A 19,430-nucleotide genomic window follows, 5' to 3' on the forward strand; every position below is an offset into this window, starting at 1 on the left:
AGTTGATTTTATTATCAGATCGCCAAAAAAAAATTTTGTTGAGACTCTGTGAATCTGATAATGGAATAACTATGTCCGCTATTGAAAATTCGCTGCATATTAGCCGTCGGACAGTTTATCGAGAATTTTCGGAACTAAAATTGTATCTACAGCAGCATGAGGTGAGTGTTCGAAATGCAAATGGCCTTTATCGTTTAGATGGTTCGGCAACTGCTTTGAAAGGTCTGCAAACTGAGTTGCAAGGACAAAATGAGAAAATGGGTTTGACAGCAAAACAGCGGCAAGACGCACTTGCGTGTTTGCTGCTGTTGAGCGATGAACCATTGAAAATTTTCTCGTTAGCGGTTTCCCTGGACGTCAGTGAAGGAACAATTCAACGAGATTTAAAAGTTGTGACAGCTGCTTTAAAAGAATATCAGGTTAAGATTGTGTCAAAAAAAGCAGTTGGGATCGAAACCGTGGGACAAGAAATTCAGATCAGATTAATTCTCTGCGGCATTCTGACAAGTGAAATCAACGAATATGAATTTTTTGAATACTTGAATTCGAAAGATGATTATCGACCGCACAATTTCTTCCTAAAGCTTTTTCCAAAGGATATTCTGTTAGATTGTGCCAAGGCTTTGAAACAGGCAACGGGTGCTAAGCTGGCTCACAATTCTGATGTGCAAGAGGTTCAACTGATTTTAATAATTGCGATTTCTGTGATGAGAATGACGAACAATACAATCAGAAAATATAAAGTTGTTGATGTGGGTGATCTTTTTAAATATCGTCAACGTGCTTTGGAAATCTTAGGAAATTTTGACGGTAAGATAAAAGAAAAGATAACAACTAGTGAAATTGATTTTATTGCGATTCAGATAAAGGGATTGGATTATAAACTAGTAAAGGGAGATTGGGCTGATAATTATGATTTCCAAATATCTTTTAATGTGAAGCAATTGATACAGGATGTGTCAGAAACTTTTCATTGGAATTTCAGCCGTGATACAGAATTGTTTTCGCGTCTAGTCAAGCATATGACCTTCTTGTTGCATAATGAAGGCGTCAAACTGCCTAATACGCGCATTAAAGTGTTAAATAATGTCAGTGTTCAATATGCGGATCTTTATCACATATTGCAAGGCGCGTTGCCAAAAATATTTGGCAATTACGGTTTTACTGAGACGGAAGAGCAACTGATTCTATTATATTTTGCAAATAGCTACGCCAGCACAAAAAGTAATTATTTATCAGCACTAGTTATTTGCCCTAATGGAATTGGCACAGCAAGTATTTTGAAAAGCAGGTTGCGAAGAGAGCTCCCAGAACTTGCCGAGATAAAGATTGCCAAGGTATCACAATTGAATGAGATTCACCCTAATCATTATGACGTCATTCTTTCAACTTTGAATCTACCTGGCTTTGATTGGAACTATCATATTGTCAGTCCGTTGCTGGTAGGTGATGAAATAGCGAGAATAAAAAGTTTTATCAACAAGTTTGATCTAGAGTATAGGCGTAAAACTGTGATAGAAGGTAAAGCGGTCAGACTCGAAGAAGGGCAAAAAAGATTGACATCTTTGTTTGATATGGTAAGTGAAAGTAAAAAGTTGGTCGATCACATTTGTTTAGAGCAATTAGACAATAAAAATGAAAAATTAGAAGAGCTGCTAGTTCAGATCTTAGACAGAGTCCCAGCCGCAGTTGTAGAGGATCGAAAGAAGATCGTGCATGAAATGCTTAAACGGGTGGAGGCTGCACCTGTAGGGATTCCTAATGCGAGTATCTCACTTGTACATGCCACAGATAAAAGCGTTTTAAGTCCGTTTTTCTCAGTTTATGAACTTGAAACACCAATTGTAATGAGGGCAATGGACCAAAATGCTATCTATGTCAAACGTATTTTGTTAATGATAGGGCCGGCTCCAATGTCAGATTTTCAAAACAGTTTAATGGGTACCATCAGCAGTGCAATCGTTATGAACAACCGATACACAGAGATTTTTGAAAATGGCAATCTAGATAAGATAAAAAATTTGGTAGCAGCGCAGTTTATGGAGCAGCTTGACTTTAAGAGAAAGAGATGATGAATTATGGATTTGCAAGAGAACATGATATTACTGGATCAGCACGTAGCTACAAAAGAGGAAGCAATTCGTTTAGCTGGTAAATTATTGGTGGATAATGGATATACAGAGCCGGAGTATATCGATTCAATGCTAGCGCGCAATGCGGATGTTTCAACTTATATGGGAAATTTTATTGCAATTCCACATGGAACCGATAGCGGCAAGAAATATATTAAAAAAACAGGTATCTCTGTTGTTCAGGTACCAATGGGAGTTGATTTTTCCAGTAATGGGGATGAAAATGTTGTAACGATTGTTTTCGGGATCGCAGGCTTGAATGGTGAACACTTAGAATTATTGTCGCAGATAGCGTTGTTCTGTAGTGATGTAAACAATGTTGTTAAACTTGCTGACGCACAATCAGCAGGAGAAATAATCAAATTATTGAAAGAAGTTGACAAATAATGAAAGATGTACATTTCGGAGCAGGTAACATTGGACGTGGTTTTATTGGTGAAACTTTGGCAGCAAATGGGTTTGAAATTACTTTTGTGGATGTCAATGAACAGATCATTGATGCGTTGAACGAGAAAAAAACTTATACGATTGAACTTGCAGATGAATCGCATAAGAAGATTCAAGTAAGCAATGTTCGCGGTATAAATAATGGTAAAAACCCTGAGTCTGTTGTTACAGCAATTAAGGAAACAAACTTAGTTACTACAGCGATTGGTCCGAAGATTTTAAAATTCATTGCACCGTTGATTGCAGATGGTATCAAGGCACGTAAAGAAGCGGGAATAACAGATAAATTAGATGTCATTGCTTGCGAAAATATGATTGGAGGCAGTCAATCTTTGAAAAAAAATGTCTACAGTCATTTAGATGCTGAAAGCAAGAAATTTGCTGATGAGAATATTGGCTTCCCTAATGCTGCTGTGGATCGAATTGTTCCACTTCAAAAACACGAAGACCCGCTTTTTGTTTCTGTTGAACCTTTTAAGGAGTGGGTTGTTGACGAACATCAGATGGCTAATGCAGCTCTCAAGTTGAAAAGTGTTGAATACGCACCTGACTTGGAGCCATACATTGAACGTAAACTCTTTTCTGTAAATACAGGTCACGCAACAGTTGCTTATACAGGAAAATATCGCGGATACGAAGATATTGGTTCGGCAATCAAAGATACTGCTGTGCTGACGCAATTGAAGAAGGTCTTGAAAGAGACTGGTGATCTTTTAATCAATAAATGGAACTTTGATCGTTCTGAGCATGAAGCATACCAGAAAAAAATTATCGGACGTTTCCAGAATCCTTATCTTTCTGATGACATTGCACGTGTAGGTCGGACACCAATTAGAAAACTAGGTTTTGACGAACGTTTCATTCGTCCAATTAGAGAATCTAAGGAACGTGGCCTTTCATATGCAGCACTTCTTGAAACTGTAGGAATGATTTATACTTTTAATGAGTCCAAAGACGATGAAAGTCAAAAATTACAAAAGATGTTAAAAGAGCAGCCAATAGAAGATGTAGTGAAGGAAACAACTGGCTTGAATGATGAAAAATTGATTCAAGAAGTAATAGAATCTTATAAAAAAGCTGCTAAGGAATATCAAATTTAGAAATATTTTTTAAAAAGTTTAAGTGGTGCTACTGTTCAGCATGACATTATTCAATTTGAAAAAGGCTTTGTAGAATCCATGGGGATTTTATAGAGCTTTTTTGTTAGTTTTAAAAAATGAGATTGGGGAATAAACATATTTTCCTATTAAGTGGCGGGCAAGGTTGTGGCTAGAGAAAACCAAAAGCATATTTCCTGAAACTTATCTATACCATTTTTATTTTCTCTTGACACATAACTATGACTAGGTTATATTTATTGGTGGTTATTGAATTGGATGATACGTTTTAGACATCTATACCAATTCTGATTAAATTTAAAAATAAATGATAATAAATGTGAAAGGTCGGTTCTTCTTATGTGCGGTATAGTTGGAGTTACAGGAAAAGAAAATGCGGTTGATATTTTGCTGAATGGTCTGGGGAGACTTGAATATCGTGGATACGATTCTGCTGGTATTTATGTTAATGATCAAAATGGCAAGGAATATCTGGTCAAGGAAAAAGGTCGTATTGCTGATCTGAAAAAAGAGATAACGCCTGACGTTCATGGGACAACAGGGATCGGTCATACACGCTGGGCAACCCATGGCGTTCCTAGCAAAGAAAATGCACATCCACATGTTTCTGCTGATGGACGCTACTATCTTGTTCACAATGGAGTTATTGGAAACTTTGCGCAGTTAAAGAAAGAATATTTAGAGGACGTCACCTTTATTAGTGACACAGATACTGAAGTCATCGTTCAGTTGATCGCTAAGTTTGCACAAAAGGGTCTTTCTACAAAAGAGGCTTTTAAAAAGACATTAACATTAATTGATGACAGTTCATCCTACTCATTCTTATTAGTTGATCATGAGGAGCCTGACACATTATACGTCGCCAAAAATAAAAGTCCCTTGCTTATTGGGGTAGGGGATGGATTCAATGTGGTCTGCAGTGATGCCATTGCAATGCTTGATCAAACGCATGATTTTGTCGAGCTTGTGGATGGAGAGATAGTAGTTGTTAAGCCAGAAAGTGTCACAATTGAAAATATGGAGGGCAATCAAATTAGTCGTAAGCCTTTCCATGTAGACACTGATGCATCTGAGGCAGAAAAGGGTGCATATCCTTATTACATGCTAAAAGAAATTGATGAACAACCAGGCGTAATGCGCAACTTAATAGAGCATTATATTGCTGAAGATGGTTCGATCAAGATTGATGAAGAATTACTCAAACGGCTTAATCAAGCACAAAGGTTGTATATCGTTGCAGCTGGTACGAGTTACCATGCAGGTTTAGTTGGGAAAGAATTATTTGAAAGACTTACTAATATTCCAACGGAAGTTCATGTTGCATCTGAATTTGCTTATAATCCACCATTGTTAGCAGAACATCCTTTCTTTATTTTCCTGACTCAAAGTGGCGAAACAGCCGATAGTCGACAGGTGCTTTCGCAAGTTAATGAATGGGGTTATCCAAGCTTAACAATAACAAATGTTGCTAATTCAACGTTATCGCGCGAAGCTACATATACTCTGTTGTTATATGCAGGACCTGAAATAGCTGTTGCTTCAACAAAAGCATACACGGGTCAAATTGCTCTAGAAGCTATCTTAGCTAAGGCAATGGGGGAATTAAAGAATATTGATAAGGCTGAAAACTTTAATGTTGCAAAAGAATTAACATTTGTTGCTAATGGAATGCAAGCTTTGGTTGATGGAAAGTCCGAAATTAAAGAAATTGCTGAAGATGTTCTGGCAACGACACGCAATGCATTTTATATTGGGCGCTCAATCGATTATGATATTGCCCAAGAGGCTGCTCTTAAACTCAAGGAAGTATCTTATGTACAAACAGAAGGTTTTGCTTCCGGCGAATTAAAACATGGAACGATTGCATTAATCGAGAAGGATACTCCTGTTATTGCAATCATTACTGATGAAAAGACTGCTAAACACACACGCAGCAATACACAAGAAGTTCTTGCACGTGGAGCACGTGTAATCTATATTGCGAGTCGCCAATTGGCAGTTGCTGGGGATCAAATTATCCTTCCAGAAGTACATCCTTTGCTGACGCCATTGTTAGCTATTATTCCGTGTCAATTGTTAGCTTATTATACGAGCTTGCAAAGAGGGTATGATGTTGATAAGCCGCGTAACCTTGCTAAAAGTGTAACTGTTGAATAATGGAAATTTAAGGGAAATCAATCCGCTTTCGGATTGGTTTTTTTAATTTAATTTTAAATACAATGCAAAACCAGGTGTAAAAGCCACCTAGTTTGGAGGGTGCTTTTTGATCTATTTAGCCCGTATTTAATACTCGAAAATTACACTCTCTATCTTGAAAAAAATTTTTTTATTCGAGGTAAAAGTTACGTTAATTAAAAAAGAATAAAAAAATAGGTTTTTTACAATATTTATTAGGTTGCAAGATTGGTTTTTGACTGTTGGAGTAGTATATTTAGGTTGATAAGGGTTACTTTTAAACTGCAAAAAACATATTAATAATTTATTTGCAGCATAATAAAGAGTTGAGGGGGAGTTAAAAATGAGCATCGTTACATTAGCTCGTTTTCAGTTTGCAATGACGACTATCTTTCATTTCTTTTTTGTCCCATTTTCAATCGGAATGGCTTTAGTTGTCGCAATTATGGAAACGATGTACGTTGTTACTAAAAAGAAACAATATCTCAGAATGACAAAATTCTGGGGAAACATTTTCTTGTTGAGTTTTGCGGTAGGAGTTGTGACCGGAATCATTCAGGAATTCCAATTTGGAATGAATTGGTCTGATTATTCTCGTTTTGTTGGCGACATTTTCGGGGCACCGCTGGCAGTTGAAGCGTTGCTGGCTTTTTTTATGGAATCGACTTTTTTGGGCTTGTGGATCTTCACATGGAAAATGGTTAGTCCTAAGCTGCACGTGGTGTTCATCTGGTTGGTAACATTCGCTTCATCAATTTCGGCATTTTGGATACTAGCAGCGAATAGCTTTATGCAGCATCCAACAGGATACACTATTAAGAATGGACACGCGGTAATGACAAGTTTTAGTGCATTATTGACTAATGCACAGCTATGGTATGAATTTTCACACGTTATTGCTGGAGCGATTACAATGGGTGGAATGATCCTTGCTGGTTTGTCAGCTTTTCAGTTGCTGAAGCGAAGAATTAATGAACCTGATTTTTACAAAAAATCAATAAAGATTGGTCTTTGGATAACTTTGATTGGTTCGCTGGCAGTTTTAATGGCCGGGGATTTGCAGATGAAGGCGTTGGTCAAAGAACAACCTATGAAATTTGCTGCTGCTGAAGGAGAGTATGATGACACTACTGATCCAGCAGCGTTGACACTGGTTGCATGGGCAAATGAAAATCAGCATAAACGTGTTTTCGGTGTTGAAATGCCATATGTATTGAGTATTCTAGCTTATGATAAGCTTTCTGGTTCGATTCAAGGAATGAATCATATTAATAAGCAACTAGTTAAGAAATACGGTCAGCGGAATTATTATCCACCAGTAAACACTCTGTTTTGGAGTTTTAGAATAATGGCTGGTTTTGGAATGTTGATGTTACTGGTTGCAATGTTAGGTTTATTTCTCGCACGTAAGAAGAGCCAATTACTATATCGTCAGAAATGGATGTTGTGGATATTAGGATTATGTACATTTGCACCATTTTTAGCCAATACTGCTGGCTGGCTGGTAACAGAGCTTGGAAGATATCCATGGACTGTTTACGGATTGTTTACGATAAAGCAAAGTGTTTCACCTAACGTTTCTGTTGCCTCACTTTTAATTTCAAACATTGTTTATTTCTTATTATTTACTGGTCTAGCAGCAACGATGGTAGCTTTGATAATTCGCGAATTGAAAAAGGGACCGGATTATGAGGAAAAACTGCTGCATCAAGATCAAAGGAAATCGGCAGATCCGTTTGATAAGGAGGCATTTGAATAATGAGTTCATTACAATTTCTCTGGTTTGTTCTGATTGGGATATTGTTTGCAGGATTCTTCTTTTTGGAAGGATTTGATTTTGGAGTAGGGATGTCGATTCAGACGTTGGCACACGATGAAAAAGAAAAAAATCAATTAGTGGCGACAATCGGTCCTGTTTGGGATGGAAATGAGGTGTGGCTGATAACTGCTGGTGGAGCGATGTTTGCTTCTTATCCATTCTGGTATTCGGCTTTATTCAGCGGATATTACTTAATTTTGTTTATTATTCTTGTAGGTCTGATTATTCGTGGGGTTTCCTTTGAATTTAGACAAAAAGTGGCAGCTAGACAAAAAAATCTTTGGAATTGGTCGCTCGCAAGTGGCAGTTTTATCGTACCTTTCTTTTTCGGGATCTTGTTCATCAGTATGATTCAAGGAATGCCGATTGATGCCAAAGGGAATATGGCTGCCGGTTTTACAGATTACATTAATCTATTTTCAGTTGTTGGCGGGATTGCATTGACCTTACTAAGCTACTTGCATGGATTAAACTACATTGCACTAAAAACAATCGGCCCAATTCGCGACCGTGCAAAAAATTATGCTAAGTTTTTATATGGTGTTTTGTATATCGGGTTAGTGGCCTTTGCCTTCTTATTATATTTAAGAACGGATTTCTTCAATGTCCATTTGGTGTCAACGCTAATGCTGTTAGTACTAATGGTTGTTTTGACAGTAATTGCGAATGTTGGTGTAATGAGGAATATGGAACTCTTGGCTTTTTTAGCTAGTGGGTTGACACTCATTTCTTTAGTAGCCTTGTTGTTTACGGGGCTATTTCCGCGATTAATGATCAGTTCGATCACGCAAAAATATGATTTACTGATCACTAATGCTTCCTCTAGTCCTTATACGCTGAGGATAATGAGTTATATTGCATTGTCGTTTTTGCCATTTGTTCTGGCATATATTGCGTGGACATATTATATTTTCAGAAAACGTATCAGCCATGACCGTTATACGGAGTATTAAGAATGATTGATAAAAGCATTTTAAGATTTCCACATATCAAAAAAATATTATTTTTGCTGACTGGAATAACCTTTTTGCAGGCCTTTGCAATTGTTGGGCAAGCTTGCTTTTTAGCAGCAGCAATTGTTGGACTCTGGAATGGATTGCATATAGATAGTCAGTTCGTCAACATATTACTTTTTGCAATATGCTTTTGTGCTCGACACAGCGCGATTTTTTTAAGAGAGCGAATACTTGATAATTATGCAGCTGAGCAAGCTAGTTCATTACGCAAGCAATTATTGATAAAAATTTTTTGCGTAGGGCCGCAAGTTATTCAGCAAAATGGAACAGGTAATATAACTACGATGGTGCTTGAGGGAATTGATCAAGTTGAAAATTACCTTCATCTTACTTTGTCTAAAGTTATCAGTCTTATGATTGTTCCATGGATTGTTTTGCTGAGTATCTTATTTTTTGATTGGAAATCAGCTGCCTTTTTATTGATTATTTTTCCGGTTATTATTATATTTATGGTCGTTTTGGGTTACGCAGCACAGTCAAAAGCTGACCGGCAATACAAAACTTATCAAATTCTCTCTAATCATTTTGTTGATTCTTTGAGAGGAATTGATACTTTGAAATTCTTTGGATTAAGCAAGCAATATGGTAAAAGTATCTTCAAAACTAGCGAACGTTTTCGTAAAGCAACACTCAATACCTTGAAAATAGCGATTTTATCGACCTTTGCTTTGGATTTCTTTACGACTTTATCGATTGCAGTTGTAGCTGTTATGCTGGGATTGAGACTGATTGACGGACATATCTTACTTTATCCTGCTTTGGCGATTTTGATTTTGAGCCCAGAGTATTTTTTACCAATTCGTGATTTTTCAAGCGATTATCACGCAACGCTTAATGGTAAAAATTCAATGGGCGCAATCAGTAAAATTTTGGCTATCGAGGAAGAAAAGGTAGAACAGCAGGATCTACCGACTTGGAGCTCGGAGAGTTACTTGAAAATTAATGCTTTGGATTTCGGATATAAGAATGAACCAACACTTTCGGAGGTTTCATTGAAGGTGAAAGGTTACCAAAAAATTGGAATCATTGGACTAAGCGGTGCCGGTAAATCAACGTTGATTAATCTTTTGAGTGGTTTTTTGAAACCTCAAGCAGGTCAAATAAGTGTAAACGGAATAGAGATTTCTTCTTTTTCGCAACATGACTGGCAGAAACAGATAATTTATATTCCACAAAATCCGTATATTTTTAGGGCAACTTTGCGTGATAATATTACTTTTTACCAGCCCGATGCAACAACTGAGCAGGTACATGAAGCGATCAGAGTAGTAGGTCTTGAACAATTAGTTAGTGAATTAACTCAGGGAATAGATACGGTTATTGGTGAAGGATCACGTTCTTTGAGTGGTGGACAAGCACAGCGAATCGCTTTAGCAAGGGCATTTCTTGATAAAAAGCGCAAAATACTTCTTTTTGATGAACCAACAGCGCATTTGGATATTGAGACCGAAGTTGAACTAAAAGAAAGAATGCTTCCTTTAATGGAGGACCATCTGGTCTTTTTTGCAACGCATCGATTACATTGGATGCAGGAAATGGATCAGATCGTTGTAATGGAACATGGCAGGATAGCTGAACAGGGGACACTCAAAGATTTGAAACAGCACAATGGTTCTTTTATACGTTTGAGTAGTTCAGTAGGGAGACTTTGAGATGAAAATATTTAAGATATTCAGGAATGATAGCTGGGTAAAACCTTTTTTAGGCAAGTACCGAAAATCTTTGTGTTGGGCTCTTGTACTGGGCTTTATTACTTTTTTTTGCGCAGGGGCGTTGATGTTTAATTCTGGGTATCTAATAAGCCGTTCAGCCTCGCTGCCAGAAAATATATTATTAGTTTATGTGCCAATTGTTTTGACCCGTGCTTTTGGAATTGGGAGGCCAGTTTTTAAATATTTAGAACGCTTGACGAGTCATAATTGGGTACTTAAATTAACTTCTGAGTTGAGATTGAAACTGTATCAAGTTCTAGAAAAAGATGCAATTTTTTTCAAAAAAGATTATCAGACAGGCAACATTCTGGGACTGCTTTCTGAAGATATTAACCATATTCAGAATTTATATCTAAGAACTGTTTTTCCAACTGTAATCGCGTGGTTACTGTATATTTTTATTGTTATCTGTTTGGGCTATTTCTCATTGTGGTTTGCATTAGTGATGTTACTGTTATTTGCGATTTTGGTTATTTTGCTGCCAATTTGGTCTACCATAGTCAACGGAGCAAGACAGGAACAGCAAAAACAGATGCGTAATCAGTTATATACAGAATTGACTGACAATGTATTGGGGATTTCTGATTGGATCTTCAGTCAACGTAGTTTGGAATACGCTGAAAAGCATATTAGGCTTGAACAAAAATTTCAAAAGATTACAAAAGCAATTAGAAATTTCAATCATAAGCGCAATTTTTTAGCGCAACTCGTTTTTTGCATAATTGCAATTGTGCTTTTGATTTGGACAAGTCAGTATTTTCCAGGAAATCATGGCGGATCAGCTAACTGGATAGCGGCATTTGTACTCGCAGTGTTTCCCTTAATCGATGCATTCGCACCCTTATCGGATGCTGCTCAGGAAACGAACATTTATCAAGACTCTCTTATACGGCTTAATCGTCTTCAAGATGAACAGACCAAAAGGACACTTAATTTAGAGAGAAACGAAAAAAAAATAGTGGCTCCATACACAGTGAAAATCAAAAGTTTAAAATTTAAGTATCCAGATAACGCTAAGTTGCTTATTAATAATCTTGATTTGAAAATAGTTGATGGTGAAAAAATTGCAATTTTAGGTAAAAGTGGTTCTGGTAAAAGCACGCTAGCTAATTTGATACGTGGTGATTTGACTCCAACTGAGGGTAAAGTGGTTTTGAATCAGGAAGAAACATACAAGTTTGGAGATAAGATAAGTAACTATATTGGTGTGATTCATCAAGCACCATACCTATTCAATACATCCATTCGAAATAATCTTAGTATTGGGAATGAAGGAGCATCCGAGCAGGAGTTGTGGGATGTTCTAGAGCGAGTGGGTTTGAAAAAACTGGTTGTAGAGCTACCAGACAAACTTGATACCCTCGTCGATGAAGCTGGGTTACGCTTTTCGGGCGGGGAGCGGCACCGTTTAGCACTTGCACGCATTCTCCTGAAAGACGTGCCGATCATTATTTTAGATGAGCCGACAGTGAGTTTAGATCCAGTGACTGAACAGGAAGTTATTGAAACATTTATCAAAGAGTTACAAGGCAAAACCTTGATTTGGATAACACATCATTTACAAGGCTTATCGTTAATGGATCAAGTTATTTTTCTTGAGGATGGTCATTTGGAAATGAGTGGCTCCCCCCAAAAATTAGCGCGAGATAATAGGCATTATCGTAAGTTGCTTGCAATAGATCAAGGTTTTTAAAGAAGAATACAAACTAAATTTAGGAGGGTGTTTCAATAGTCGTTAGAATGGAGCATTACTACGAATTACGAGTGGCTATGGGTAATTTGAAGTTAGACGGAGAATTTTGACTTATGGAACGTGATTATACGGAATCAATAAAAGGACTGGATCAAAATTTAACTTTTGATCTAGCCCCTTGACCAAGATTTTAACAGTATCAGATATGTATTATTTTAATTAAAAATTGCGTTTGAGCAAGACCAGCGCAATTTTACGAATTTTGCTGGTCGTCTCGCTGTGAGGAAGCTGATCAATATCTGATAGTGCTTTTTCAGTATAAGTGCGAGCCAATTGTTTTGCCTGAGCCAGTCCACCGTAATTCCGAACTAGTTTTGCGACTTTTTTTATCTCTTGCGGAGTGATGTTTTGTTTTTTGTCGAGATAAGGTGTGAATTTTTCAGGGTGTTCAGCAACTGCAAAGAGCAGCGGTGAAGTATAAACGCCTTGTCCAATGTCTTCAAGTACTGGTTTTTTTAAAATTTTAGCGGTTGAGTCATAATCTAGGATATCATCGAATATTTGGAAAGAAATCCCGATGTTTTCGCCTATTCTGGCAGCGAGTGCGACTGTATTCTTATCGGCATGCCCGAAGTGTGCTCCTTCGGTACATGCGAGTTTAAATAAAGCGGCTGTTTTGCCTTTGATGTTTTCTAAGTATTCGCCAATTGTCTGGGCTTTATCAAAACGCGCATGCATCTGACTTAGCTCACCTAAAAGCAGGTTTTTCATTGAAGCTGCATTGTATTCCATATAAGGAGTACCATTCATTGTTTCAATCAATATTTGAAAGAAGACTGTAAATAATAAGTCACCAGCATAGACAGCAACATCTTTTCCGTATTTTGCCTGAATAGTTATTGTTCCGTGCCGAAGGGGAGAATCATCAATAATATCATCATGAATCAGTGAAGCGCGATGCAACAACTCAAGGGAAGCAGCTATTTTAAATAACTGCTGTTCATCTTGTTGTTGCCGGTCCCCCAATTGTGAAAATAGCAAAAACAGCCCGGGACGTAACAACTTCCCCTGTTCTTGTGCACAAGCGGCAAGTAGGTCCTGAACAGAATTATTTTGAGTAGCAAGTCGTTGATTTATTAACGAATTTACAGTTTCAAGTTTACGTGCAATTATTGGGTAGTGATTCCAGAGATCTAGCATATTGAATTCCTTTCCAATTCCTAATAGACACAATATATTTTACACCATATTAAACTATATTTTCTAGTTTATGCATAAAAACAAAAAAACGGGAGGCGTAGAGATTGACGATTCCAGTATTTTTAGAACTGGTTGAAATTAAAGCAAAAACGGCAAGTATCTTTCCTTTTCTACTTGGAGCTTGTTTTAGCTGGTTCAATTATCGTTCAGTTCATCTAGGACTTTTACTACTGTTTTTTGTGGCAATGTTTATTTTCAACATGTCTGTTGATATTTTGGATAACTATAATGATTACCAGCATGCCACAGAAACACATGATTATAAGAAAAAGACGAACATTATAGGGCGGGAACATCTATCACTTAGATTAATTCTTATTTTAATGGTAACGATGATCATTGTATCTGCGGCAATCGGTATCGGATTGGCATATATTGTCGGATGGCCGTTGCTTATCATGGGAGGTCTATGTTACTTGGTAGGAATTTTCTACTCATCAGGGCCACGCCCACTTTCTAGTTTACCACTAGGTGAGCTTTTTTCTGGGCCAACTATGGGATTTATGATAACGTTGATATGTGTTTACATTAATACATATCAGCTTTTCGACTGGGATGTGGGAACTTTGGCGAAAATTTTGCTTATTTCTTTACCTAACACGTTATGGATTTCAAATTTAATGTTGGCAAACAACATTTGCGATCTTGGCGAAGATGAGAAAAATAAGCGTTATACGCTCGTCCATTATCTTGGAAAAAAGCGTTCATTACAACTATTTGGCATAATGAATGTGATAGCCATTCTTGCAATTCCAGCTTCCGTTGGTCTTAAAATTGCACCTTGGACGGTTTTACTATCATTGTTCACACTTCCTCTGATCATTAAACAGACAAATATTTTTTTGAAAAAACAGGACAAAAGTAAAACATTTATCTGTGCCATTCGAATATTAGCGGTGGGTGCAATGAGTCAGACATTATCATTTATGATTTATATACCATTTATTTAAATATTTAAGGAGATGTATTGGTAATGAAAGAAATTGTTATTTTAGGTGCGGGGTATGCGGGTTTGAAGGCTTTACGCCGTTTGCAAGCAGATAAAGGTGATTTCCATGTCACATTGGTGGATCGAAATGATTATCATTATGAGGCAACTGACTTACATGAAGTTGCAGCTGGTACACAGTCGAGGGAAAAAATAACGTTTCCTATAGCAGATGTTATCAAACCTTCAACCACCTTCGAAAAAGCTGAAGTAAAGTTGATTGATCGCAAGAAACAAAGGGTTCAACTAAATAATGGAAAAAATTTAGCATATGATTACTTAATAGTATCGTTAGGTTTCAGATCTGAATCTTTTGGTATTGCAGGAGTTGCCGAGAATGCTTTAGAAATGGTTGATGTCGCTTCAGCAGAAAATGTCAATCGACACATAATTGAACAAATGAAGAATTATGCTAAGACCAAAAGCCAAGATAACTTGAGGATTGTGGTCTGCGGCGCAGGCTTTACTGGAATCGAATTGTTGGGTGCACTGGAGGATAATCGTAAAAAATTTGCTGCAATAGCGGGTGTTGAACCTGAAAAGCTCGAATTCTATTGTGTCGAAGCAGTAACACGTTTATTGCCGATGTTTGATGAAAAACTGGCAAATTACGGAATCTCTGCTCTTAAGAACTGGGGTATTAAGTTCTTGACTGGTAAACCAATTAAGGAAATTAAGCCGAATACGGTTGTTTACCAAGATAACAAAGAGACTGGAGAGACTAAGGAATTGTCCGCTAAGACAATTATTTGGACGACGGGTGTTAGTGGTAGTCAGGTTATGGAAGCTTCCGGATTTTCACAGCGACGTGGGCGCGTGATGGTTTCGGCTGATTTAACGGACCCAGATTTCGACAATGTTTATATCATTGGAGATGTTTCAGCAGTTATGAACACTGAGAATAATCGGCCTTACCCAACGACGGCACAAATTGCGCTTAGCATGGGTGAACATGCTGCTCGGAATATTCTTGCACAGCTTAAGGGTTCTGCAACAACACCATTTACTTTTAAATCATTAGGTTCAGTGGCTTCAATGGGTAATACACATGCTTTTGGATTAGTTGGTAAATCGGCTGTCAAGGGATATCCTGCCTCATTCGTCAAAAAAATGATTATGGATAAGTCATTACTTGAAACTGGTGGTATTAAAGAAATGTTGGCTAAAGGACGTTTTGACTTATACCATTAAAGCTTAGAATGGGTTATATGAAATAACAAATTATAAAGGGGTTGACTCAAAAGTGAATTTTTGAGTCAACCCCTTTATTGATTCCGTATGAACATATTCCATAAATCAAAATTCTTTGTCTAAATTCGAATTAATCATAGCTGCCTTCAACTGAAGCTGTATGGTGGAATATTTAACAATAACCAATTAAATGATCAGTAAATATTGATTAAGCCTTGGGTTCCCTGATTACCTAAACCCTTAACGTCCACCATAATTTCATAGAGACGTTTGGCTTCGTTGGTAGCTCTTAGATCTAATCCCATTTTATCTGCTTCTTCGAGTGCAATACGTAAATCTTTTAAGAAATGACGTGCAAAAAAACCTGGAGTGTAATCGTCCTTTAAAATACGAGGTACATAGTTATCCATGCTCCAATTATCTGCACCACCGCTTGACAACGTCTTAAGGACTTTTTGCTCATCGAGACCTGCTTGACGTGTATAAAGGAGCATTTCAGTCAGACCTGTCATTGTACCTGCAATCATGATTTGATTTGCCATTTTAGCATGCTGACCTGAGCCTGCAGGGCCAAAATAATTTGAGGTTTTACCAATTTCCTTAAATAAAGGCAGCATGGTGTGGTAGGTTTTTTCGTCACCGCCGACCATAATTGTTAGAGTTGCGTTCTTGGCGCCGATATCTCCTCCTGAAACAGGTGCATCAAGGATATTGAAGCTATGGTTATTTCCATAAGCAGCAAGTTTAGCTGCCAAACTTGGACGGCTTGTGGTCATGTCAATTGCTGTTGCGTTCTTGTTAAGTCCAGCAAAAATTCCATCTTTTTCAAAATAAACTTGTTCTACATCCTGCGGGAATCCAACCATTGTGAAAACGACATCGCTTTGGGCAGCAACTTCACGCGGACTTGGTGCCCATGTTGCACCAGCAGCGACGAGTTTATCCGTTTTGCTTTTAGTTCGGTTAAAAACAGTTAACGTATGCCCAGCGGCCATAAGGTTTTTGATGATAGCAGCTCCCATAACGCCTGTTCCGATAAAACCAATTTTCACATAAATCATCCTTTCTTTGAGAAGATGGTGAGGTAAAAGATAAAGCATTTACTATCAGAGAAGTTTTATCATGCCAACTCCTATTACCATGATAAATACTCCAAGGAGTTGTAGCAAGTTAACTGGATTTTTTTGTGAGGCAAATAGACCGAACTGGTCGACTAGGAGGCTGCCAATAATAGTTCCAATTAACAAAATAACAACAACCATGCCTGTACCTATAATTGGAACGAGGTAGGCATTGGTACAGACAAAAAGTGCCCCCATAATTCCACCGATCCAGTTCCACCAGACAGTAGCTTTTATATGGAAGTTATTGAACAATACTTTTCTTTCTTTTAGCAAGACAATCAACCATAAGGCGACTGTTCCAACTAAAAATGAAATCAAGGCAGCCTTGACAGCCGAATGAACAACAACACTAAGGTGACCGTTTATTGCGGTTTGAACAGCGCTTAATGCTCCTGTTAAAACACCGACAATGCGCCATAACCAGCTACTGGTTGTGGGTTGTGCTTTAGCAGAAACACTTTTTAATTTTGATGTTTGCAGCAAACCTGGTAATGCAACAGCAGAAAAAACACCAGCAAAAACGAGCAAAGCACCACAAATTCGAATTACAGTTAATGGACTTGCAGGTGAAAAAAACCAACCATAATTATCAATTAACATACTCATGATTATTTGACCTAAAACAGGCATAATAACAGTCTGTACGCTCCCCAAATGTGGAAACAAAATAATATTTCCAGTGAGGTATATAACACCTAGAAATCCGCCAATCCAGATCCACCAAGGCTGGTTTACAAGCAGGGTTTTAGAAACAAACAAAGAACCAGTGGTAGCAAATGTGCTAATAACTAAGAAAAGTGTACCAATTGTGAATGATATCATTGATGAAATAAAGGCTGAATTAACAACCGTACGTAAACGAGAATTCACAGCAGTTTGCATAGGAAGTATGATTCCGACACTGACACCCAGAATAAGTGGTAGCATAACTAAAAACTCCTTTTTGTTATCCAATGAGTTAATTGATTCTATGACTAATCATTGAAAGGTAAAATATCCTTAATTCTATTCTCAATTTTTTTGTTTGTAAAGGAAACAATGATACGAAAAAACAGCATGAACGAGATAAAGCTGCGCATGCTGTTTTAGATTCTTTTTTATGCAATTTTGTCTTAGTTTTTAATAATTTAATGTGCTTTAAAGTAGTTTTTTATGATTTACTTTTTATCAATTTGCTGGCTTTAATGAAATCTCGTTGTATCCAGAATGAGATTAGCAGTGCCAATAGATCAATCAAAATAAAGGCAGCTAATGTCAAAGTATAGTTGTGGAACAGTTGATGTGTTAATGATAATAGTAATGGCCCAACAACTCCAGCAGCGGCCCATGCCGTCAATACATATCCATGAACAGCTCCTAATTCTTTAGTACCAAAGACATCGCCTAAGTAAGCTGGGATGACAGAAAAGCCTGCTCCATAACAAGACATCAACAAGCATAATGCAATGACAAATAGGAGCGGTAATTTGAAGATGAGCATGGCTGAAAGCATTACAATATCGAGAATAAAAATGGCGCTGAAAGTAGCGGGGCGCCCGATATAATCAGACAGAGTTGCCCATATCAAACGTCCAAAGCCATTGAAAAGGCCTATGATTCCAACCATAATTGCGGCTGTTTGGACAGACATGCCGGTCATGCTCTGAGCCATGGGGGATGCAGCTGAGACAAGCCCAATCCCGCATGTAATATTGATAAAGAACATTATCCACAGAAAAATGAAGGATTTAGTTTTGAGGGCTTGGTTAGCTGTTAGCTCCGGTCCTCTGGTTAGACGTGTTCCTGTTTTTTGAGGAATGCTATTTTCAGTACTGCTTGATAGTGTCAGATTTGGACGAACAATAAACTGTGCAGCAAGCAGCATAATAACAAAATAAAATGTTCCTAAGAGGTAGAATGTTTGCTCAAGACCAACACTAGCCATTAGCTGTTGAGCAACAGGGCCAGTCAGCATTGCTGCAAAACCAAATCCCATAATAGCTAACCCCGTTGCTAAACCGCGTTTGTCTGGAAACCATTTAATAATTGTTGATACAGGGGTAACATATCCTGCACCCAGTCCTAAACCGCCTATGACACCATATGAGAGATATAATAGCCAAATTGAATTTTGATGGATAGCCCAACCAGTCATAATGGTTCCAGTTCCGTAAAGGAAGCTAGCAATAGTTCCCGTTAATCTAGGGCCTATTTTTTCAACGACTTTGCCCATAAAGGCAGCTGACATTCCTAAGAAGAAAATAGCGATACTAAATGCAAGAGCGACTGAGGATTCTGCCCAACCATTTTGTTTTGCGATTGGATTAGTAAAAACACTCCAAGCATAAACGGAACCAATCATTAAATGAAACATGACACCTGCAAATGCAACAACATAGCGATTTGTTTTCAACACCAATTCCTCCACTTTTGATATTATACGAACAATTTAAATATTGTGCACAACTATTGTTGGTATATAAGAATAATATCACATTGATTATCACATTTAAACAATTAAATTTTAGTATAAGACGAATTTTAACGTTAGCTATAGTTAATGGAAAAAACAAATTACGGTTGCTGTTTTTGAACAAATAAAAAAGTACAGAGAATCTGCAGTATCCATTTTTAGAGATTATTGTCATCGCGTTGTTTTTTTGATTCTGAATATTCAGAGTGTAGTTGATGTTTCAACGTATGTTATTGGAGGCGGGATAAGTAGCCAATAACTTTTAATAGAAACGATCAATCAAGAATATGACAGGATACTAAC

At 37.5% G+C, this 19,430-nt stretch carries 14 protein-coding genes; 10 read left to right on the forward strand and 4 right to left on the reverse strand.

Features of this window, described 5'->3' with window-relative positions; translation table 11 throughout:
* Nucleotides 1–2: 2 nt before the first annotated feature.
* The 8 genes from FD20_RS04595 to cydC all read left to right on the forward strand — a co-directional run bounded on the left by FD20_RS04595 (nt 3) and on the right by cydC (nt 12,112).
* Nucleotides 3–2,072 carry a BglG family transcription antiterminator gene (locus FD20_RS04595; RefSeq protein ID WP_057736412.1) on the forward strand — a complete coding sequence of 690 codons (2,070 nt, stop codon included), beginning with the start codon at nt 3–5 and terminating at the stop codon, nt 2,070–2,072.
* Between the two features lie 6 nt (nt 2,073–2,078).
* Entirely contained in the window at nt 2,079–2,519 is a 441-nt protein-coding gene (locus tag FD20_RS04600) for a PTS mannitol transporter subunit IIA (RefSeq protein WP_057736413.1), read from the forward strand.
* The gene (locus FD20_RS04605; protein ID WP_057736414.1) at nt 2,519–3,679 is read left to right on the forward strand and encodes a mannitol-1-phosphate 5-dehydrogenase; all 1,161 of its coding nucleotides are present in this window, start codon (nt 2,519–2,521) and stop codon (nt 3,677–3,679) included. The genes FD20_RS04600 and FD20_RS04605 overlap by 1 nt, the downstream gene beginning before the upstream one ends.
* Nucleotides 3,680–4,036: 357 nt before the next feature.
* Entirely contained in the window at nt 4,037–5,854 is a 1,818-nt protein-coding gene (glmS, locus tag FD20_RS04610; RefSeq protein ID WP_057736415.1) for a glutamine--fructose-6-phosphate transaminase (isomerizing), read from the forward strand.
* Nucleotides 5,855–6,215: 361 nt separating this feature from the next.
* Nucleotides 6,216–7,631 carry a cytochrome ubiquinol oxidase subunit I gene (locus tag FD20_RS04615; protein ID WP_057736416.1) on the forward strand — a complete coding sequence of 472 codons (1,416 nt, stop codon included), beginning with the start codon at nt 6,216–6,218 and terminating at the stop codon, nt 7,629–7,631.
* Nucleotides 7,631–8,644: a cytochrome d ubiquinol oxidase subunit II gene (cydB, locus tag FD20_RS04620; protein ID WP_057736417.1), complete on the forward strand. Its 1,014-nt coding sequence runs from the start codon at nt 7,631–7,633 to the stop codon at nt 8,642–8,644. Before FD20_RS04615 ends, cydB begins: the two co-directional genes overlap by 1 nt.
* Before the next feature lie 2 nt (nt 8,645–8,646).
* On the forward strand, nt 8,647–10,359 hold the full coding sequence (gene cydD / locus FD20_RS04625) for a thiol reductant ABC exporter subunit CydD (RefSeq protein WP_057736418.1): 1,713 nt from the start codon (nt 8,647–8,649) through the stop codon (nt 10,357–10,359).
* A 1-nt stretch (nt 10,360) separates the two neighbouring features.
* Nucleotides 10,361–12,112 carry a thiol reductant ABC exporter subunit CydC gene (gene cydC / locus FD20_RS04630; RefSeq protein ID WP_057736419.1) on the forward strand — a complete coding sequence of 584 codons (1,752 nt, stop codon included), beginning with the start codon at nt 10,361–10,363 and terminating at the stop codon, nt 12,110–12,112.
* 219 nt (nt 12,113–12,331) lie between these two features.
* Here the strand turns inward: cydC and FD20_RS04635 are convergent, their stop codons facing one another.
* Entirely contained in the window at nt 12,332–13,312 is a 981-nt protein-coding gene (locus tag FD20_RS04635; RefSeq protein ID WP_057736420.1) for a polyprenyl synthetase family protein, read from the reverse strand.
* Nucleotides 13,313–13,416: 104 nt separating this feature from the next.
* On the opposite strand from FD20_RS04635, the gene FD20_RS04640 reads away from it, so the two are divergent.
* Both FD20_RS04640 and FD20_RS04645 read left to right on the forward strand, forming a co-directional pair.
* A complete protein-coding gene (locus FD20_RS04640; RefSeq protein WP_057736421.1) occupies nt 13,417–14,322 on the forward strand; it encodes a prenyltransferase in 906 nt (301 codons plus the stop codon).
* Nucleotides 14,323–14,345: 23 nt separating this feature from the next.
* Nucleotides 14,346–15,551, forward strand: a complete 1,206-nt coding sequence (locus FD20_RS04645; RefSeq protein ID WP_057736422.1) for an NAD(P)/FAD-dependent oxidoreductase — start codon at nt 14,346–14,348, stop codon at nt 15,549–15,551.
* Nucleotides 15,552–15,745: 194 nt separating this feature from the next.
* Here FD20_RS04645 and FD20_RS04650 read toward each other — a convergent pair whose 3' ends face one another.
* The 3 genes from FD20_RS04650 to FD20_RS04660 form a co-directional block, all read right to left on the reverse strand.
* Nucleotides 15,746–16,603, reverse strand: coding sequence for an NAD(P)-dependent oxidoreductase (locus FD20_RS04650; RefSeq protein WP_157060851.1), 858 nt, complete (start codon nt 16,601–16,603; stop codon nt 15,746–15,748).
* A gap of 54 nt (nt 16,604–16,657) precedes the next feature.
* The gene (locus FD20_RS04655; RefSeq protein WP_057736423.1) at nt 16,658–17,602 is read right to left on the reverse strand and encodes a DMT family transporter; all 945 of its coding nucleotides are present in this window, start codon (nt 17,600–17,602) and stop codon (nt 16,658–16,660) included.
* Between the two features lie 223 nt (nt 17,603–17,825).
* Nucleotides 17,826–19,067: an L-lactate MFS transporter gene (locus tag FD20_RS04660; RefSeq protein WP_057736424.1), complete on the reverse strand. Its 1,242-nt coding sequence runs from the start codon at nt 19,065–19,067 to the stop codon at nt 17,826–17,828.
* Nucleotides 19,068–19,430 lie beyond the last annotated feature (363 nt).

The organism is Liquorilactobacillus uvarum DSM 19971 (assembly GCF_001434935.1).
In the GTDB taxonomy this organism is placed as follows: Bacteria; Bacillota; Bacilli; order Lactobacillales; family Lactobacillaceae; genus Liquorilactobacillus; species Liquorilactobacillus uvarum.